16 protein-coding genes, 1 tRNA gene and 2 pseudogenes are annotated in these 17,255 nt (G+C 63.3%); 10 read left to right on the forward strand and 9 right to left on the reverse strand.

The window, feature by feature from the left end; all coding sequences use genetic code 11:
- Positions 1 to 1,182, reverse strand: a complete 1,182-nt coding sequence (locus tag OVY29_RS05775; RefSeq protein WP_037558047.1) for an acyl-CoA dehydrogenase family protein — start codon at positions 1,180 to 1,182, stop codon at positions 1 to 3.
- Between the two features lie 120 nt (positions 1,183 to 1,302).
- Here OVY29_RS05775 and OVY29_RS05780 point away from each other — a divergent pair, with 120 nt between their 5' ends.
- Positions 1,303 to 2,283 carry an NAD(P)H-dependent flavin oxidoreductase gene (locus tag OVY29_RS05780; protein ID WP_037558050.1) on the forward strand — a complete coding sequence of 327 codons (981 nt, stop codon included), beginning with the start codon at positions 1,303 to 1,305 and terminating at the stop codon, positions 2,281 to 2,283.
- A 127-nt stretch (positions 2,284 to 2,410) separates the two neighbouring features.
- Positions 2,411 to 3,493 carry a flavin reductase gene (locus OVY29_RS05785; protein WP_037558052.1) on the forward strand — a complete coding sequence of 361 codons (1,083 nt, stop codon included), beginning with the start codon at positions 2,411 to 2,413 and terminating at the stop codon, positions 3,491 to 3,493.
- Positions 3,494 to 3,895: 402 nt separating this feature from the next.
- On the opposite strand, the gene OVY29_RS05790 is transcribed toward OVY29_RS05785, so the two are convergent.
- A complete protein-coding gene (locus OVY29_RS05790) occupies positions 3,896 to 4,351 on the reverse strand; it encodes a MerR family transcriptional regulator (RefSeq protein ID WP_011542781.1) in 456 nt (151 codons plus the stop codon).
- A 74-nt stretch (positions 4,352 to 4,425) separates the two neighbouring features.
- On the opposite strand from OVY29_RS05790, the gene OVY29_RS05795 reads away from it, so the two are divergent.
- From OVY29_RS05795 to OVY29_RS05810, 4 genes are read left to right on the forward strand one after another with little or no spacing between them, the layout of a single operon-like run.
- Positions 4,426 to 4,797: a mercuric transporter MerT family protein gene (locus OVY29_RS05795; protein ID WP_011542782.1), complete on the forward strand. Its 372-nt coding sequence runs from the start codon at positions 4,426 to 4,428 to the stop codon at positions 4,795 to 4,797.
- An 11-nt stretch (positions 4,798 to 4,808) separates the two neighbouring features.
- Positions 4,809 to 5,093 carry a mercury resistance system periplasmic binding protein MerP gene (gene merP, locus OVY29_RS05800; protein ID WP_317154158.1) on the forward strand — a complete coding sequence of 95 codons (285 nt, stop codon included), beginning with the start codon at positions 4,809 to 4,811 and terminating at the stop codon, positions 5,091 to 5,093.
- A gap of 10 nt (positions 5,094 to 5,103) precedes the next feature.
- A complete protein-coding gene (merA, locus tag OVY29_RS05805) occupies positions 5,104 to 6,543 on the forward strand; it encodes a mercury(II) reductase (RefSeq protein WP_011542784.1) in 1,440 nt (479 codons plus the stop codon).
- Positions 6,544 to 6,576: 33 nt separating this feature from the next.
- Entirely contained in the window at positions 6,577 to 6,993 is a 417-nt protein-coding gene (locus OVY29_RS05810) for a hypothetical protein (protein ID WP_011542785.1), read from the forward strand.
- Between the two features lie 112 nt (positions 6,994 to 7,105).
- Here the strand turns inward: OVY29_RS05810 and OVY29_RS24685 are convergent, their stop codons facing one another.
- The 5 genes from OVY29_RS24685 to OVY29_RS05830 all read right to left on the reverse strand — a co-directional run bounded on the left by OVY29_RS24685 (position 7,106) and on the right by OVY29_RS05830 (position 10,797).
- Positions 7,106 to 7,393 carry a helix-turn-helix domain-containing protein gene (locus OVY29_RS24685; RefSeq protein ID WP_409581455.1) on the reverse strand — a complete coding sequence of 96 codons (288 nt, stop codon included), beginning with the start codon at positions 7,391 to 7,393 and terminating at the stop codon, positions 7,106 to 7,108.
- Positions 7,394 to 8,156: 763 nt separating this feature from the next.
- The gene (locus OVY29_RS05815; protein ID WP_313911108.1) at positions 8,157 to 9,116 is read right to left on the reverse strand and encodes a nucleotidyltransferase and HEPN domain-containing protein; all 960 of its coding nucleotides are present in this window, start codon (positions 9,114 to 9,116) and stop codon (positions 8,157 to 8,159) included.
- 51 nt (positions 9,117 to 9,167) lie between these two features.
- Entirely contained in the window at positions 9,168 to 9,416 is a 249-nt protein-coding gene (locus OVY29_RS05820) for a sigma factor-like helix-turn-helix DNA-binding protein (protein WP_313911109.1), read from the reverse strand.
- Positions 9,413 to 10,735 (reverse strand): phage integrase central domain-containing protein, encoded by a 1,323-nt coding sequence (locus tag OVY29_RS05825; protein ID WP_313911110.1) that lies wholly within the window; start codon positions 10,733 to 10,735, stop codon positions 9,413 to 9,415. Before OVY29_RS05825 ends, OVY29_RS05820 begins: the two co-directional genes overlap by 4 nt.
- A tRNA-Ser gene (locus OVY29_RS05830) sits at positions 10,708 to 10,797 on the reverse strand. The genes OVY29_RS05825 and OVY29_RS05830 overlap by 28 nt, the downstream gene beginning before the upstream one ends.
- Positions 10,798 to 10,941: 144 nt before the next feature.
- Between OVY29_RS05830 and OVY29_RS05835 the strand changes: the two genes are divergently transcribed.
- Positions 10,942 to 12,117, forward strand: a complete 1,176-nt coding sequence (locus OVY29_RS05835; RefSeq protein WP_409581456.1) for a lytic transglycosylase domain-containing protein — start codon at positions 10,942 to 10,944, stop codon at positions 12,115 to 12,117.
- On the opposite strand, the pseudogene OVY29_RS05840 reads toward OVY29_RS05835, so the two are convergent.
- Both OVY29_RS05840 and OVY29_RS05845 read right to left on the reverse strand, forming a co-directional pair.
- Positions 12,055 to 12,426: pseudogene (locus OVY29_RS05840) on the reverse strand (N-acetyltransferase family protein); the annotation flags it as partial. The gene OVY29_RS05835 and the pseudogene OVY29_RS05840 sit on opposite strands and share 63 nt — an antisense overlap.
- Positions 12,423 to 13,043 carry a recombinase family protein gene (locus OVY29_RS05845; RefSeq protein WP_008832583.1) on the reverse strand — a complete coding sequence of 207 codons (621 nt, stop codon included), beginning with the start codon at positions 13,041 to 13,043 and terminating at the stop codon, positions 12,423 to 12,425. The pseudogene OVY29_RS05840 and the gene OVY29_RS05845, both read right to left, overlap by 4 nt.
- Positions 13,044 to 13,168: 125 nt before the next feature.
- On the opposite strand from OVY29_RS05845, the gene OVY29_RS05850 reads away from it, so the two are divergent.
- The 3 genes and pseudogenes from OVY29_RS05850 (at position 13,169) to OVY29_RS05860 (ending at position 17,253) form a co-directional block, all read left to right on the forward strand.
- The gene (locus tag OVY29_RS05850; protein ID WP_313911111.1) at positions 13,169 to 16,060 is read left to right on the forward strand and encodes a Tn3 family transposase; all 2,892 of its coding nucleotides are present in this window, start codon (positions 13,169 to 13,171) and stop codon (positions 16,058 to 16,060) included.
- Between the two features lie 28 nt (positions 16,061 to 16,088).
- Positions 16,089 to 16,268, forward strand: a pseudogene (locus OVY29_RS05855) (lytic murein transglycosylase); the annotation flags it as partial.
- A 13-nt stretch (positions 16,269 to 16,281) separates the two neighbouring features.
- Entirely contained in the window at positions 16,282 to 17,253 is a 972-nt protein-coding gene (locus OVY29_RS05860; protein WP_313911112.1) for a septal ring lytic transglycosylase RlpA family protein, read from the forward strand.
- Positions 17,254 to 17,255 lie beyond the last annotated feature (2 nt).

The following is a 17,255-nucleotide window of genomic DNA, read 5'->3' on the forward strand; positions in this document are numbered from 1 at the left end:
TCAGGCGTGCCCGGCTTTCCAGTCGCGCTTGATCTTTTTCGCGAGGCTCCATTTGTGAACCTCGGTCGGGCCGTCGTAGATTCGGAACGCGCGTACCTCGCGGAACACCTGTTCAACGATCGTCCTGTCGGTGACCCCGGTACCGCCCATCACCTGAACGCAGCGATCGGCGATACGCATCAGCGCCTCCGACACCGCGACTTTCGCCATCGAGCTTTCGACGGTGCCAAGCGACCCGGTGTCGAGCACGCCGGCGCACCAGTCGATCATCAGTTCGGCCTGTTTCAGATCGATCATATTCTCGGCGAGCATGAAGCCGACACCTTCATGGTCGATCAGCGGCTTGCCGAACGCCTCGCGGCGGTTGGCATAGTCGGTCGCGATCTCGTGTGCGCGGATGCAGCAGCCGAGCCAGCGCATGCAGTGCGACAGGCGGGCAGGGGAGAGGCGAACCTGCGCGTAGCGGAAGCCTTCGCCGGCTTCGCCAAGCATCTGGTCAGCGGGAACGCGCAAATTGTCGATGGTCAGCGTCGCATGGCCGCCGGGCATCGAACTGTCAATCGTGTTGGGTACTTCGTCGATGCGGATCGCAGGGTCGGGCAAGTCGACCAGGAACATGCACGCGCCTTGCTCGGCCTTCGCCATTACGATGCCGACACGCGCGCCCTGTGCGCCGGTGATGAAGGTCTTGCGGCCATTCACCACCCAATGATTGCCGTCGAGATGGCAGGTCGTCTTCATCATCGACGGGTCGGATCCCGCGCCGCCCTCATCGGCGGGCTCGGTCATGAAGAAGGCCGAACGGACGCGGCCCTCGACCATCGGCTTCAGGAACCGTTCCTTGAGTTCGGGGCTGCCTTCCTTACCGAGCAGATACATATTGCCCTCGTCGGGTGCCATCGTGTTGCACGCGAGCGGGCCGAGCGGCGACAGACCGCTCTTGATCAGCACGACGGCGGTCTCGCGCTGGTTGAGATGGCTGCCGTCGTCGAAGATATGCGGTGTCAAAACCCCGGCGGCGCGGGCATGCTCGCGCATTTCCATCACCAACTCGTCGGTCGGCGCGCCGTGATGGTCGCGGCGCGGGTCGCTTTCGTAAGGAATCACGATTTTGCGGACGAATGCTTCGACCTGGTCGGCGATGGCCCGCGCCCGATCCGATATGCCTTCGCCCGCCGTCATTCCGATTCCCTTCGTTATCTAAGTTTCTTTTCAGTCAACCCGACGTTGACGTAAGCGTCAAGTTATTTCATGGACCACCGCGACGATGCCGTAAGGGCAGGACCGCACAGGAGGATCGAGATGGCTTTCAAGACACGCATCACCGAAATGCTGGGTATCGAACATCCGATCGTCCAGGGCGGGATGCAGAGCGTCGGCTATGCCGAGCTTGCGAGCGCGGTGTCGAACGCCGGCGGCCTTGGCATATTGACCGCGCTGACCCAGCCGACGCCCGAAGCGCTCCGCGCCGAAATCGAGCGGTGCCGCGCGATGACCGACAAGCCGTTCGGCGTGAACATGACCGTCTTCCCGACGATCAACGCACCCGACTACAACGCCTATGCGCAGGCGATCATCGATGGCGGGGTCAAGATCGTCGAGACCGCGGGCACGCAGGCGGTGCGCGAGATTTGGGAGATGCTGAAGCCGCATGGCGTTACCATCCTCCACAAATGCACCGCGGTCCGCCACGCGCTGTCGGCCGAGCGCGCGGGCTGCGACATCATTTCGATCGACGGCTTCGAATGCGCGGGCCACCCAGGCGAGGACGATATTCCGGGCCTGATCCTGATCCCGGCGGCGGCCGACAAGGTGAAGATCCCGATGCTCGCGAGCGGAGGTTTCGGCGACGGGCGCGGCCTCGTCGCGGCGCTGTCGCTCGGTGCCGAGGGCATCAACATGGGCACACGCTTCTGCGCGACGAAGGAAGCCCCTATCCACGACAATGTGAAGCAGGCCTATGTCGACAATGACGAGCGCGGCAGCTTCCTGATCTTCCGCAGCCTCAAGAATACCGCGCGCGTCGGCAAGAGTGCGGTGAGCGAAGAAGTCGTCCGCCGCCTCGCGGTCCCCGACGCGACCTTCGCCGACGTCGCCGAGTTGGTGAACGGCAAAGCGGGGCGCGAACTGCTCGAAACCGGCGACCTCAGCAAGGGCGTGTTCTGGGCGGGCATGGTGCAGGGTCTCATCCATGACATACCGACCTGCAAGGAACTGATCGACCGGATCATGTCGGAAGCCGATGCGATCGTCGATCAGCGGCTGGCGTCGTTGCGCACCTGATGCGCCCAAAGGCCTGACCTTAGCCGCTGGCGCGCCGCAACGGCTTTCGATATGATCCGATTCTTCGCAATTTGACCGTATCGAAGCCCGCCGGCGCCCGCGCCCGCCGGCGCGGCAAGGGGGATGTTTGAGCCTCATCGAATATAAGGGTTTCGGCGGTGTCCGCCTCGCCGCCGATATGCTGGGCGACGAGAACGATCCCGCCGTGTTGCTGGTCCCCGGGATCGGGCAGGATCGCGCCGCGTGGCGCGAGGTCGCCGACGCGCTCGTGCTGTCGGGGCGGCGTGTCGTGAACCTCGGCCTGCGCGACGAACAGCCGTTGGCGCCGCATGTCGAGGATCTCCGCCTGGTGCTGGCGCAGATGGGGTCGCGCCCCGTCGTGGTCGCCGCAGCCGACGGCGGATGGGTCGCAGCGCGCGCGCTCGCGCTCGACGGTGCCCACCTTGCCGCCGGGCTCGTCGTTGTCGACATGCCGGTCGACGAGGGGGCGATCGCCGACGGCCTTGCGGCCCGTGTCGCGGTTCCGACCCTCGTAATACGCGGCGGTTTCTCGCCCGCGCAAAGCAGCGCGGTGGGCGATGCCTTCAACGTCGCGCTGCCGATGGGAGAGAGCGCCGACATCGACGATTGCGACCTCGCGCTGGCATCGGACCGGAAAGAGGCGCTGCTCGGGCAACTCCTCGAATTTCTCGAACGTCACCAGCCGCGCGAGGCGATGGAGTTCAAGGCGGGATCCGACCCGCGCACCCTCCGCGATGCGATGGGCTGTTTCGCGACCGGAATCACGATCGTCACCGCGCTCGACGCGACAGGAACGCCGGTCGGGCTGACCGCGAACAGCTTTACCTCGGTGTCGCTCGACCCGCCGCTCCTCCTCGTCTGCATCGCCAACACGGCGGGAACCGCGCCGATACTGCGTGACGCGGCGCATTTCGGAGTCAATGTCCTGCAAATCGGCCAGCAGCCGACGTCGAACCGGTTCGCCGCAAAGGGCGAAGACCGGTTCGCCAACCAGCCGTGGGCGCCCGGGCAAACCGGCGTGCCGCTCCTCGGCGGTTCGCTCGTGTCGTTCGAATGCCAACGCGAATCGCTCCACGAAGCGGGCGATCATTTTATCCTCGTCGGCCGCGTCGTCCGCGCGCAGTTCGAACCGCATCGCGACCCGCTGCTCTATTTTCGCGGAAAATACCGGCGGCTGCATTTCGCATGATGGCGGACAGGGTGGTTTTGTTAAGTTAAATCCATGTATTTGAAATATAATTTCAAATCATGTCCGCGTAATTTCGGACCCACACGGTTCCACCGCGCATCTGAATTCATGATTCAGTCCGTTCAACTCTTCTGCCATTGTTCGCTGCAATTGTCTAATATATTCTTCGCTACTCCATCGCGCACTGGGAGCAGTCCGATCTATTTATCGTCAGAGATTTGAGGCCTGAAGTTGTCATGCACAGCATCGGGAAAGCGAGCCAACGGGGAGGCGTTGGATGAGTACCATTGGCCGTTTCCAGCCTGTCGGCTTTCGGACTGAAAATGAAAGAAGCAGACATTGAGCTTCGCCAAAGCGTCGTCCTTGCGAAAACCGACATTGGTCTGTGCTGGCCGACGGCGGCTAGCCGGCAGGAGGCCGGGCAGACGGATCGATCGAACCGAATAGCGTTTCCAGCAGCGGGCATTCCGGGGTCTTGCCATCCGCGCATCGCACGACGGTTTCGGCAAGCACCGACTCCATGGCCTGAAGATCCGCGATCTTGGTACGAATGTCGGTCAGATGGACCACGGCGACCTCGCGCGCTTCGGTGCATGGGCGATCGCGGTCCTCGGCCAGCCGAAGCAGCGCGCGGATCTCGTCCAGCGTGAAGCCCAGTTCCCGCGCGCGCCGCACAAAGCCGAGCCGCATGAGATGACCATAGCCATAGAGCCGGTGACCGCCGTCGCTGCGCGCAGGCGCGGAGAGCAGGCCAATTTTCTCATAATAGCGGATCGTCTCGATGTTGCATCCGGTGCGCCGCGACAGTGCTCCGATGGGGAGCCGGGGCGCTGTGTCCTGCAGATTTTTCCGATCCATGCTGAAATACCTCTTGAACCTGTAGCCGCTACAGATCCTATCTAGGGTCAACAACGTGATTCGGAGAACAGAAAATGACCCAGCCGAAAACGGCTTCCAGACGTGGTGCGTGGATAGCGATTGTTGGAGGAAGTCTGGGCGCGCTCGGCGCGGCCTCTTGCTGCATCGTCCCGCTAGTGCTCTTCACACTGGGCGTCAGTGGCGCATGGATCGGCAACCTGACCGCGCTCGCCCCCTATCAGCCCATCTTCCTGGCGGTGGCGATCGCCTTCCTGGCCGCCGGGTTCTGGCGGATCTATCGTCAGCCGCGCGTGGTCTGCGCCGAGGGCGAGTGCGGCACGCCTTCCTCCAACCGCTTGGCAAAGACGGCCTTGTGGCTTGCAACGGCGCTGATCGGACTCGCCGTCCTCTTCCCCTATCTCGCCCCCCTATTCCTCGACCTTTGAACAAGGAGACCATGATGAAGAAGCTTACCCTGTTCGCGGCCGCGGCTGCGCTGTTCGCATCCGGGCCGGCCTTTGCCGCAATCCGGACCACCACCTTGGCGGTCGAGAACATGACCTGCGTGACCTGCGCTCCCACCGTCAAAAAGAGCCTGTCGCGCGTACCCGGCGTGACCGCTGTCGAAGTGTCGGCCAAAACGCATACCGCGACGGTCACCTATGACGACGCCAAGACCAGCACCGCGGCGTTGATCGCGGCGACCACCAACGCTGGCTACCCTTCCCGAGTCCGCAAGTGAAAGTCGTATCATGAGTGATTGCTGCAATCGGGGCGACGGCTCTCAGGCCAAGAAGTACGACCTTATCGTCGTGGGCGGCGGCTCGGCTGGGTTCTCGGCCGCGATTACCGCGGCGGAGCAAGGAGCCCAAGTCGCCGTTATCGGTGCCGGCACCATCGGCGGAACCTGCGTCAACGTCGGCTGCGTTCCTTCCAAGGCGCTGATCCGCGCGGTCGAGAGCATTCACCACGCGAATGCCGCGCCGATGCGGTTCAACGGTGTCGAGGCCGGGGCACGAATGGCCGATTGGGGCAAGGTGATCGCCGAAAAGGACTCGCTCGTCTCGGGCCTTCGTCAGGCGAAATATGCGGATCTCCTGCCTCTCTACAATAATATCGCCTACCATGAAGGCACGGCGCGGCTCGTCGAAAATGGCGTCGAGGCCGGTGGAAGGCGGTTCACCGCTGACCGGATCGTGATTGCGACAGGTACGCGTCCGGCGGTGCCGGCTATCCCGGGCCTTCCGGACGTCGATGCGCTCGACAGCACTACCGCGCTCGACCTGACCGAGTTGCCGAAATCGATGATCGTCCTCGGGGGCGGCTATATCGGTGTGGAACTCGCCCAGATGTTCTCCCGCGCCGGCGTCGACGTGACGCTCGTTTTCCGCAGCCGCCTTCTCCCCGATATGGAGCCGGAGATCGGTGCCGCGCTGACCGACTATCTTTCGAGCGAAGGCATCACGGTTCTGGGCGACCTCGCCTATCAGTCGGCCCACAAGACGGCGGAAGGGGGCACTGCGCTCACCGTCCTGCGCAACGGGGTCGCCGAAACCATCGTCGCGGAGCGCCTTCTCGTAGCGACCGGGCGCGCCCCGAATGTGGAGGACCTCGGTCTCATCGAGGCAGGGGTGAAGCAGACGCTCAGCGGTGCCATCATTGTCGATGACCATATGCGAACCTCGGTGCGCGGCGTCTATGCCGCCGGCGATGTGACGGGCCGAGACCAGTTCGTTTACATGGCAGCCTATGGCGCAAAGATCGCCGCCAAGAACGCCTTGAACGGCGATAGCCTGCGGTACGACAATTCGGCCATGCCGGCCGTCGTATTCAGCGATCCGCAGGTAGCCAGTGTCGGCTTCACCGAAGCGCAGGCTATCGCGGCAGGATATGCAACGCGAACCTCGACCCTCCCGCTCGAGAATGTTCCGCGCGCATTGGCGGCTCGCGACACGCGCGGCCTGATCAAGCTGGTTGCGGATGGCCGGACCCGCAAACTGCTGGGCGCGCATATCTTGGCGCCGGAAGGTGCGGACAGTATCCAGACCGCCGCCATGGCGATCCGCTGCGGCCTCACGATCGACGATCTGGCGGAGATGATCTTCCCCTATCTGACCACGGTCGAAGGACTGAAGCTGGCTGCGCAGACATTCGATCGGGATGTGAAAAGGCTGTCCTGCTGTGCAGGATAAGATTGCTCGGTCGCGTCGCGGCGGTGAGATGACATGAGTAGCCCGCGCGGTTCCGATCCCGCCAGCGGCGCCGGGGATTGGTCGGGTAACTGGCGCACGCTTGTCGGGCTCTGGGCTATTCCCGGCCTAGCCATGCTGGCCGCCATGTGGCTGGAACCTACGCCCCGCGCGGTCATCTGGACCGTCATGCTGGCCTCCATGGGTGCGGCTTGTATCATGAACGCCAGACGGTGCGGCCGGACTCATTGCCGTTTCACCGGACCGTTCCTGATTGGGATGGCGATACTGGTCGTCGCCTACGCGATTGGGATGCTGCCGCTGGGGCCACATGGCTGGGGTATTCTGGGCGGAGTCACGCTTGGCGGGTTTGCCGCTCTGTGGTGGGGCAGCGAACGGGCATGGGGCAAGTTCTCGCGTTCCAAAGATAAGGGCGTTTCTCGCAGCTGTTAGGTTTCGTGGGAGATCGGACGTCCGGCCACTGCTATAATGGCCCATTTGCGAACGACTGGTTTTGGGCCACGCGTCGCTGGCGGTGAATGGCCGGGCTTGGGCGCGAAGCTGCCTATTCCCGCTCAAAGAGGGGAATGGACGCAAAATCGTTGGGCGCGCTCCTGCGGCGAGATTGGCGTCCCGATTTCCGTACTTCGTCCTGATCACTCCGGCGTCGGATCGGCGCCGCCGTCCGACTGGTCGAAGTGCCGCGCTGCCGCTCAATTAAGTCGCGCAGACTTTCCGTCAGGACCAGGGTTGCGGCGCCCATCTTGACGATCTCGACTTCGCCTCTTGCGATTAGAAGATAGAGGGAACTGCGACTTATGCCCGTAAACCGACATGCATCGGGAACCCGCATGCTGATGGGCTCGATTGCAAGCGGCGACGACGGCGGAGGGACAGGGGACTGGAAGGGCAAACGGCGCTCTCGCTGAATAATGGTGACGGGACGGTTGGAAGGGCACCGCCCTGTCGCGCTCGATTATCCAGAATCGTGCTGCGCGATTCCACACGACGTTTGTACGCCACCGCCTGTTCTCCTACGTTAGGCTGCCTTCAACTTGGCCCGATGGACCCCCTTGGTTGTCGCCGAACGGCACGGCATACGGACGTAAAGCAACGCGTTCTCGGATGCAGGCGGAGTGTCGCGGGACAGTTGCGATTGCCCGGAACGCGGGTCGACAGATCGCCAGACACAGTCTCAGCGCTGCCAAATTGGCGCGCGGCTGATCCGCCGCTCGGTCATTTTCGTCCGCCATGTTCGTGTCCCGCGAGGGTGCGGATGCGCACCTCGAAACGTCGCAGAAAACCGTCGATTTGAGATCGAGAGGCAGCGGCGACGTCGGATCAGCCGCTCCAAAAGCGGCAGAAAAGCGCTATGCACCCGTGCGTGAGGTGTGTCTCTCCAGTATGTGGGTCCGATGCGAAGCATCGCGGCCCGGAAACGTCGGACCGGGGCAGGTGAAAGAGCCTAGGGGCGATTGACCGTTTTGGGGTGGGGAGCGGACATTCCACAACCGTCGCCCCCGCGAAGGCGGGGGCCGCTAGCGGCCTTACTCAGCGGCATTGTGTAAAACGACAGCGGCCCCCGCCTTCGCGGGGGCGACGGCTAGGTTCGGTCGCTAACGGACGTTCGTGTGGCTTTGCCCCGATCGGGGGAGAAGCGACGCATTCTCCTTGAGAATTTCGATCCGTTCCGAGCAGATCGCGTGGACCGCGCGACCGAGTTCCTCGACACACCTGCCGAGCCACGTCAGCTCCTCTGCGGTAATGCGGTAATGCTTCGAATACCGGGCTTTCACATAGGCTTCTTTGAGCTTCTCAAAGCGTGCCCGATCCTCGCGCATTTCACGCGGCCAGGCATCCACCAATCGCATGTCGATCCGCTCAGCTTGGGTGCGGAGGAAGACTAGGTTGTGTACATGCGGCGTGTAGAACGTGCAGACTAGCAAAACGCAGTGGTATAGGCGCTCGGTCGATTGGTGCAGTTGGAAGGCCGCATTGTTTTCGCGGCCTTGGTCCTTGTTGAACCGGTAGTTGTCGAAGAACTCGCCCGCGCTCGGGTACCACTCGTCGAAATACTCCTTCGCCATTGCGAGCGCCTGCTCCGGCGTCTTGGGCTTGGGAGTGTGAAGCGGCTTGTCGTCATATTCATAGAGCGCGATGCCGTCGCGCGCGACGTCCATGAAGAAATAGCGGCCATGGGCGAGGCCGTCGTTCACCTCCTGTAAGGTGTGGACGATGAAGTTGACGGGCGTCTTGAGCGTCTTGTCGATCGCGAGTTCGCGGATCAGCCGGTCTTCGAGCTTGCTCCAGAAATCGACCTTCTCGGTGAGACGCTTATCATTGACGATGATGAGAAGGTCGAAGTCGGAGCGGTAGCCCTTGGAGGTGTGCGGCTCGTCTACCCAGCCGCCGCGTGCGTAGCTGCCGTAGAGAATGATCTTGTCGATCCGGCCCTTCTTCTTCCAACCCATCGTGCCTAGTGCGATGGCGTCTTCGAACTCTTCGAAGACGATTGCCTTCACGCGTTCAAGCTCGCGCTGCTTACTGGCGGGAAGATGGTCGAGATCGGTTTTCATCGTTGGCGGCACCCTGTCGGCGCGGCGGCTGATTGGCAAGGTCTAGGAGGCTCATCGCCGCCAGAATTGCCACCACCTACGGTTCTTTCTGTCGACCGATTGGGCGATGACCCGCAAACTGCGGATCATCGCTTCCTCGACTTCTACGACGCTAACGCCGTGACGCTCGGCCAACTGGCGATAGCTTAGCTCCTCCACGCGGTGTCCGAGGAAGATGGCGCGGTCGGCCTCGTCAATCCGATCGACGGCGCGCTCATACTGGTGGAGCAGGTGGCGCCGCGCGCGGGTGTAGCGGCTCACCGTTTCCTCCCGTCGCAATAGTTCGCCCAATCCTCCATCATGAGGCGGCGCTTTTCGAGAAGATTGCCACGCCGGTAGGCGGCCTCGACCTTGTTGGCGACAGTATGGGCGAGCGCGGCCTCGGCAACGTCGCTGGGGTGGTTCGTTTCCTCGCTTACCCAATCGCGGAAGGACGAGCGGAACCCATGCGCCGTGTAGGGCTCGCCCATTTCCTTGAGCAGCTTGGTCAGCGTCTGATCCGACAGCGGGCGATTGCGCCGCATGCCGGGAAACACAAGGTCGCAACCCTTGATGCGAAGCCGCGCGCACCGCTCGACGATACGCAGCGGGCGGCGGGTGAGGGGGACGACATGCTCCCGATAGGCCTTCATGCGGTCCTTGGAGAGCTTCCACAGGCCCTTTTCCAGATCGAACTCACCCCATGTGGCGCCGCGAACTTCGCCGGACCGTGCGGCCGTGAAAATGGCAAATTCGAGCGCGAGGCGGCTGAAAGATTCCCTCTCTCGCAGTCGCTGCACGAAGGCAGGCACATCTTCATATGGCATCGCGGCAAAATGATTGTCGCGGCGCGGCTGGCGGGGCAGGCCTTTCGTAATCGCGCGCATCGGGGCGTCAGTGTCGCGATAGCCTGATGCGTAGGCCCAATCGAGGACGGCGCCGATCCGCTGCCGGACGCGGCGCGCCGTCTCCGGCTTCGCCAGCCAGATGTCCGCGAGCAGGTCGCGGATCATCGGGCCGGTGATCTGATCGACCTTGAATTTTCCGATGTGCGGGAAGGCGTAAAGCTCCATCGTTCGCATCCATTGCGCGTGATGCTTGCCGTTGCGCCACGTCTTCGAGTGTATCTCGTAGGTTGTGACGGCGGCGTCCTTGAAGGTCGGCACTGCCTGCCGCTTCCGCCGCTCAATTTGAGGATCAACGCCCAGCTCGATCTGGCTGCGAATTTCCTGCGCCATTTCGCGCGCGTGAGCCAGACTGACTTTCTGGCAGCTGCCAAGGCCGAAATCGCGGCGCACGCCGTCGCTCTGGACCCGGCACACCCAGCTGCTGGTGCCTCCCGGCCGTTCGAGGCGCATGAGGCCGTCACCGAGACTCACGCGCCGCTGCTTTTCCTTGGGCTGCGATAGCCCGTTCGAAGTGCTTTTCATCCCTTTGATCATAAAATTTGTTCCCACATTGGCAAAAATGTCGGCCTGGATCATGTGGGACGCACAGGGATACGAATCGCATCTCAAACCCGCAGCTAAGCTGGGATTTCGGAGATGGTTCGGGAAAGAGTGGGATTGAAACCTGGCGGACAGGGTGGGATTCGAACCCACGGTGAGCTTGCACCCACGGCGGTTTTCAAGACCGCTGCCTTAAACCACTCGGCCACCTGTCCTTGTGCCGCCGCCATAGCGCGCGGATGCCCGGCGGCAAGCGAAACCTTGCCCGCTCGACCCATCGTGCGAATGACTCGCCTCGTCCCGCCGCAGCCTAGCCAAGCCGCTCGCATCTGTGCGACACACACCCTATGGGTGGGGACATGATGCACGCTATACGTTTCAGAACCGGACGCCTTTTCGGGATCGCCGCAGCCTTCCTGTCGGCATGGATGCTCACCGCTTCGGCACCGCTTCATGCGCAAAGCGGCGATGCCGGCTTCGATAGCTATGTCCAATCACTGTGGCCCAAGGCGCAGGCGCGCGGTGTGTCGCGCACCACCTTTGACCGCGTCGCGGCGGGACTGCGTTACAATCCCCGCGTCGTTGCGCTCGATCGCGACAATCTGGGCAGCCCGCCAAACCCCAATACCCCGATCCCGGCCTTCGCGCCTTACAGGGCAAAGCATGTCGATGCCGCGCGCATCGGGGGCGGACGCCGCGTCCATGACCGCTTGCTTCCGCTCCTGTCGCGCATCGAGCAGCGCACCGGCGTTCCGACGAGCATCATGATCGCCATCTATGGCCACGAAACCGCCTATGGTCAGGTGACCGGGAATTTCGACCTGCCCGAGGCGCTCGCCACCCTGGCATATGAAGGGCGTCGCCGCAGCCTGTTCGAACCCGAACTGATCGCGACGATGGTGATGGTCGAGCGCGGCGTCCCGCGCAGCGCGCTGAAGGGCAGCTGGGCCGGCGCCTTCGGCTATCCCCAGTTCCTGCCGTCGGTCTATCTGCGCGTCGCCGAGGACGGCGACGGCGACGGTGTCGCACGGATCTGGTCGAGCGAAGCCGATGCGATCGAGTCGATCGGTTCCTATCTCCGGAACGCCGGCTGGCGCGCCGGACAGCCGTGGGGCGTCGCGGTCACGGTCCCCGCGAGCTTCAATCGCGGCGCGGTCGCCAATCGCCTTAACCCGACGCGATGCCCGCGCGTTTTCGACCGCCACAGCCGCTGGCGCTCGATGGCCGAATGGCGCGCGGCGGGCATCCAGGGGGCGTTTGCGGGAGGGGGCGGAATCCTACGCCAAGCTCGCCCAGATAGCCGGCGCGAGATCTTACTTGTTGCTGCCTTCTACGGTCGCGCCAGAAAGGCGACGGCTCAGTTCTATCCGGCGATGGCTACGCATTTTGAAGGTGTCTGGCCCAACGCGCCGATACTCAATGAAGCCGAGAGAACGCCAAAATCGCTCTGCCGCTTCATTCGCTTCCAGCACGGCCAACCGAATCTCTGTGGCACCTCTCGCAGCGGCCCAGCTTTCGACCGTCGAGTAAATTGAGCGTCCGACGCCACGACCACGCTGTGCGGCATCTACGATCATGAAGCCGAGATACCATGTGCCATCACGCGGATAATCGCGGAGGATGGCCGCGATTGCATATAGGCCGCCAGGCCCCTTCCATCCCAGGACAGCTTGATTGTGGGCGCTCTTTTCGGGCGGCACATCGGAGAAAAGCTCGCGAGCATCGTCCAGCGTGGGCGCGGCCCCGTCCTGCAACAGGAAATAGTCGCTGCAACGGTTGTACAGGTCTGCAACGTCTGCGGCGTCCGCTTGGGTAAGTTTGATCGGGGCTCCCGTCATCATCATCGCGTTTTGGCAGCAAGCACGCGCTGACCGTAATCCCGGAGTTCCCCGTTGGGACCGACATAGCGGTAGAGAGTGACGCGCTCGATCCCGAGTTCCTTGCAGAGGTCGGAAACGGACGTGTCGCGTTGGGCCATAGCAGCCTGAGCGAGCCGCACCTGGGCCTTGGAGAGGGCGAACTTGCGGCCACCCTTGCGTCCCCGCGCGCGGGCAGCGGCCAGGCCAGCCATGGTGCGCTCGCGGATCATATCCCGCTCAAACTCCGCCAGTGTGGCAAAAATGCCGAACACCATCCGGCCCGATGGCGTCGTGGTGTCGATCTGCGCGCCCTTGCCGGTGAGCACCCGCAGACCGATACCGCGATCCGACAGATTCTGCACCGTGCTGACCAGGTGGGTGAGCGTTCGGCCGAGCCGGTCGAGCTTCCAAACGATGAGGACATCGCCGTCGCGCAACGATTTCAGGCAGGCGGCAAGACCGGGGCGATCATCACGGCTACCGGATGCACGATCATCATAGATATTGCCTGGCTCGACACCGGCAGCGCGAAGGGCATCGTGCTGCAGGTCGAGCGACTGCGAGCCGTCGGCTTTGGACACGCGGGCGTAGCCGATCAGCATGGATCACAAACGAAGGTTTGAGGCGGTGACGAACATGAGCACATAAGATTGGGCTATTGTGTATCTTAACCAGCATCTCAATCAAGCTATCTCAAACCGTAGCTCGGAAAGAATAAGGAGCATGTATGCCGCGTCGCGTGACCCTGACCGATCGACAGCGCGAGGCGCTGCTTCACTTGCCGGTCGATCAAGGTGAGCTGCTGCGGCACTATACCCTCAGCGATGAGGATCTCGGGCATATCCGCCAGCGCCGGCGCGCCCACAATCGTTTTGGCTTCGCGCTGCAACTGTGCGTCCTGCGCTACCCGGGCCGGGTGCTCGCTCCTGGCGAGTTGATCCCGGCGCAGGTATCGGATTTCATCGCGGCCCAGCTCGGCCTGACCAGCGACGATCTACTCCTCTATGCCGCGCGCGAGGAGACCCGGCACGAGCATCTGGCGGACCTTCGCCGAATCTACGGCTATCGCTCCTTTTCGGGGCGGGGCGCACGGGATTTGCGCGAATGGATCGCTCGGGAAGCCGAGGCGGCGACATCGAATGAGGATCTTGCCCGTCGCTTCGTTGCGGAGTGTCGCCGCACCCGCACGATCCTTCCCGGCTCCTCGACGATCGAGCGCCTTTGCGCCGATGCGCTGGTTGAGGCCGAGCGCCGGATCGAGGATCTTATCGCCCATCGCATCACGCCAACCCTGAGCGAGAATTTGGCTCACCTGTTGGAGGATACGGTGGATGGTCGCGTCACGCGCTTCGTATGGCTGCGACAGTTCGAGGTTGGCGCAAATTCAGCAGCCGCTAACCGGCTGATGGATCGACTGGAATATCTTCAAAGGTTCGATCTTCCGGCGGATTTGCTGGACGGCGTGCCGGCGCATCGTGTGACCCGGCTTCGCCGGCAGGGCGAGCGCTATTACGCCGACGGCATGCGTGATCTGCCCGAAGACAGGCGGCTTGCGATCCTCGCTGTCTGCACCCTGGAATGGCGGTCATCGCTGGCCGATGTCATCGTGGAGACCCACGATCGCATCGTAGGCCGTCTCTATCGGGCCTCCGAACGCCTTTGCAACACCAGGATCGCCGACGCAAAGGCGGCCGTTCGGGACACGCTGAAGTCCTTTGCCGAAATCGGTGGTGCTTTGCTTGGAGCGCAGGACGATGGCACGGCCCTGGACGGGATAATCGCCACCGGGCCTGGCTGGGAACGGTTCAGAACCCTTGTCGCCACGGCCTCCGCGCTGACCAACGTGCTCGCGGCCGACCCGCTCAGCCGTGTGCTGGACGGCTATCACCGTTTCCGCCTCTACGCGCCCAGGATGCTGCGCCTGCTCGACATGCAGGCGGCGCCGATCGCCACGCCTCTTCTGGCGGCCGTTGCGATGCTGCGTAACGGGATCAAGGTCGATCCGCCGGTGGATTTTCTACGTCCCAACTCGAAATGGCATCGTCATCTTCGCGCTGAGCCCAGCGGCGACCACCGGCTTTGGGAAATCGCGGTGCTGTTCCACATCCGCGACGCCTTCCGGTCCGGTGACATATGGTTGGCGGGATCGCGCCGCTATGGCGACCTCAAGCAGCTTCTGGTCCCGCCACAGGCGATAGAGCAGACCGCGCGGCTCGCCGTGCCGCTGCGACCCGGCGAATGGCTGGCCGAGCGCAGGGCTCGACTGGATACACGGCTGAAGGAGTTTGGCCGCGCGGCGCGAACCGGCACGATCCCAGGCGGCATCATCGAGAACGGCAAGCTGCACATCGACAAGCTGAGGGCCGACACGCCCGAAGGGGCCGAGGATCTCGTGCTCGATCTCTATCAACAGCTCCCGCCCGCGAGGATCACCGATCTGTTGCTGGAAGTCGATGAGCGAACCGGATTTTCCGAGGCGTTCACGCATCTGCGCACCGGCGCGCCCTGCAGCGACCGGATCGGCCTGATGAACGTGTTGCTGGCGGAAGGCGTCAATCTCGGTTTGCGCAAGATGGCGGCGGCGACCAACACGCACAGCTTCTGGGAATTGCTGCGGATCGCGCGCTGGCATGTCGAAGGCAGCGCCTATGATCGGGCGCTCGCCATGATCGTGGAGGCCCACGCCGCCCTGCCCATGGCCGCCTTCTGGGGACAAGGGCAATCGGCATCCAGCGACGGGCAGTTCTTCCTTGCTACCGAGCAGGGCGAGGCGATGAATCTGATCAACGCGAAATATGGCAACGTCCCGGGCCTCAAGGGATACAGCCATGTGTCCGATCAATATGCGCCGTTCGCAACCCAGGTGATCCCGGCAACGGTCAGCGAGGCTCCCTATATCCTGGACGGGCTGCTCATGAATGACGCGGGCCGCCGCGTTCGCCAGCATTTTGCCGACACGGGCGGCTTCACCGATCATGTGTTCGCCGCCTGCGCCTTGCTCGGCTACAGGTTCGCCCCCCGTATCCGCGATCTCCCTCAGAAAAGACTCTATGCCTTCACGCCCAACGCGACGCCGGCCAATGTGCGAGCGCTGGTCGGAGGTAAGATCAATGAACCGCTCATCGAGCGCAACTGGCCCGACATCCTGCGCATCATGGCGACGATCGCAGCGGGGATCGTCGCCCCCAGCCAGATTCTTCGCAAGCTCGCCTCTTACCCGCGCCAGAATGAGCTGGCCCTCGCATTGCGAGAGGTGGGCCGCATCGAGCGAACCCTGTTCATGATCGACTGGATTCTTGATGCCGGCCTCCAGCGCCAGGCTCAGATCGGCCTCAACAAGGGTGAGGCCCACCACGCCCTAAAGCGCGCCATCAGCTTCCACCGCCGAGGTGAAATCCGGGATCGATCCGGCGAAGGCCAGCACTATCGCATCGCCGGAATGAACCTGCTCGCCGCCATCATCATATTCTGGAACACCATGAAGCTCGGCGAGGTCGTCAATACCCGGGCCGCCAGCGGTACCCATATCGAGCCTGATCTACTCGCCCACGTCTCGCCGTTGGGATGGGAACACATCAATCTAACCGGGGAATATCGCTGGCCCAAATCCTTAGCGTAGGATTCCGCCCCCTCCCGCAAACGCCCCCATCCAGCCGCTCAGCGGGCGCTGGCCCGACGGCAATGTCCAGGCGACCTTGCTCGAACCCGATGGCCCCGGCCGGACGGCATATTTGCTGACCGGTAACTATCGTGCGATATTGGACTATAATTGTTCCAATTTTTACGCATTGTCTGTGGGGTTGCTGGCGGATGAAATCGATCGTTAGGGGCGGGGGCCTGATGGCCGGGACGGCGTTGCTGCTCTCCGGTTGCGGCAGTTTTAATGGTCAGCGGGCGGAGGGGCCAACCGCAAGCCCCGCGCCTGCGACCACGGTGACGGGCGTAGTCGACGTGCCTGTGATGATCGGCGAGCCTTACAAGATCGGCGGGGTGACCTATACGCCCATCGACGTCGCCGATTATGACGAGGTCGGCTACGCGGGCTCATATGGCGACGAACTCGCCGGAAAACCGACCGCGAACGGCGAAAACTTCAATCCGGCATCGATCAGCGCGGCGCACAAGACCCTGCCGCTGCCGAGCTATGTCGAAGTGACCGCGCTCGATACCGGGCGGACAATCCTGGTTCGCGTCAACGACCGTGGCCCGATGGTCACCGACCGCCTGATCGACCTGTCGCGCGGCGCGGCCGAGCAACTCGGCATCACCGATGGCGCCACCGCCGTCCGCGTGCGCCGCACCAATCCGCCCGCCGCCGAGCGCGCACGGCTTCGGACCGGGCAGTCGGTCCGCGAACGGATCGCCACGCCCCAATCGCTGCTGGCGATTCTCCGCGCCAAGGCGAAGGAATTGCCGGTGCCAAAGGCCGCGACGGCGTCGGCGCCCGCCAGTCCGGCGACCGCATCGGCGACCGGAAAGGGAGGCGAGGACCGTTTCATTGTCGAAGGACCGAGCACGAAGATGCCGGCGCCCAACGCCGAGCCGGCCATAAAACCCGCGCAGAGCGCCAAGTCGGCGACCCCGGCGGCGAAACCTGCCGCCACCGGCACTTATGTCGTGCAGGTCGGCGCCTTCAGCACCGAAAGCCGCGCCAATGCCGCGGCGAAGTCGGTCGGGGGACACGTCAGCAAGACCGGAAAGCTGTGGCGCGTGCGTATGGGGCCGTTTGCCAGTGACGCCGAAGCCCGCAGCGCGCTTGGCGCCGCGAAAGCCAAAGGTTTCCGCGACGCCTTCGTCCAACGCGACCGCTGACG

Origin of the sequence: Sphingopyxis sp. SE2 (assembly GCF_032227185.1) — a bacterium.
Classification (GTDB): Bacteria; Pseudomonadota; Alphaproteobacteria; order Sphingomonadales; family Sphingomonadaceae; genus Sphingopyxis.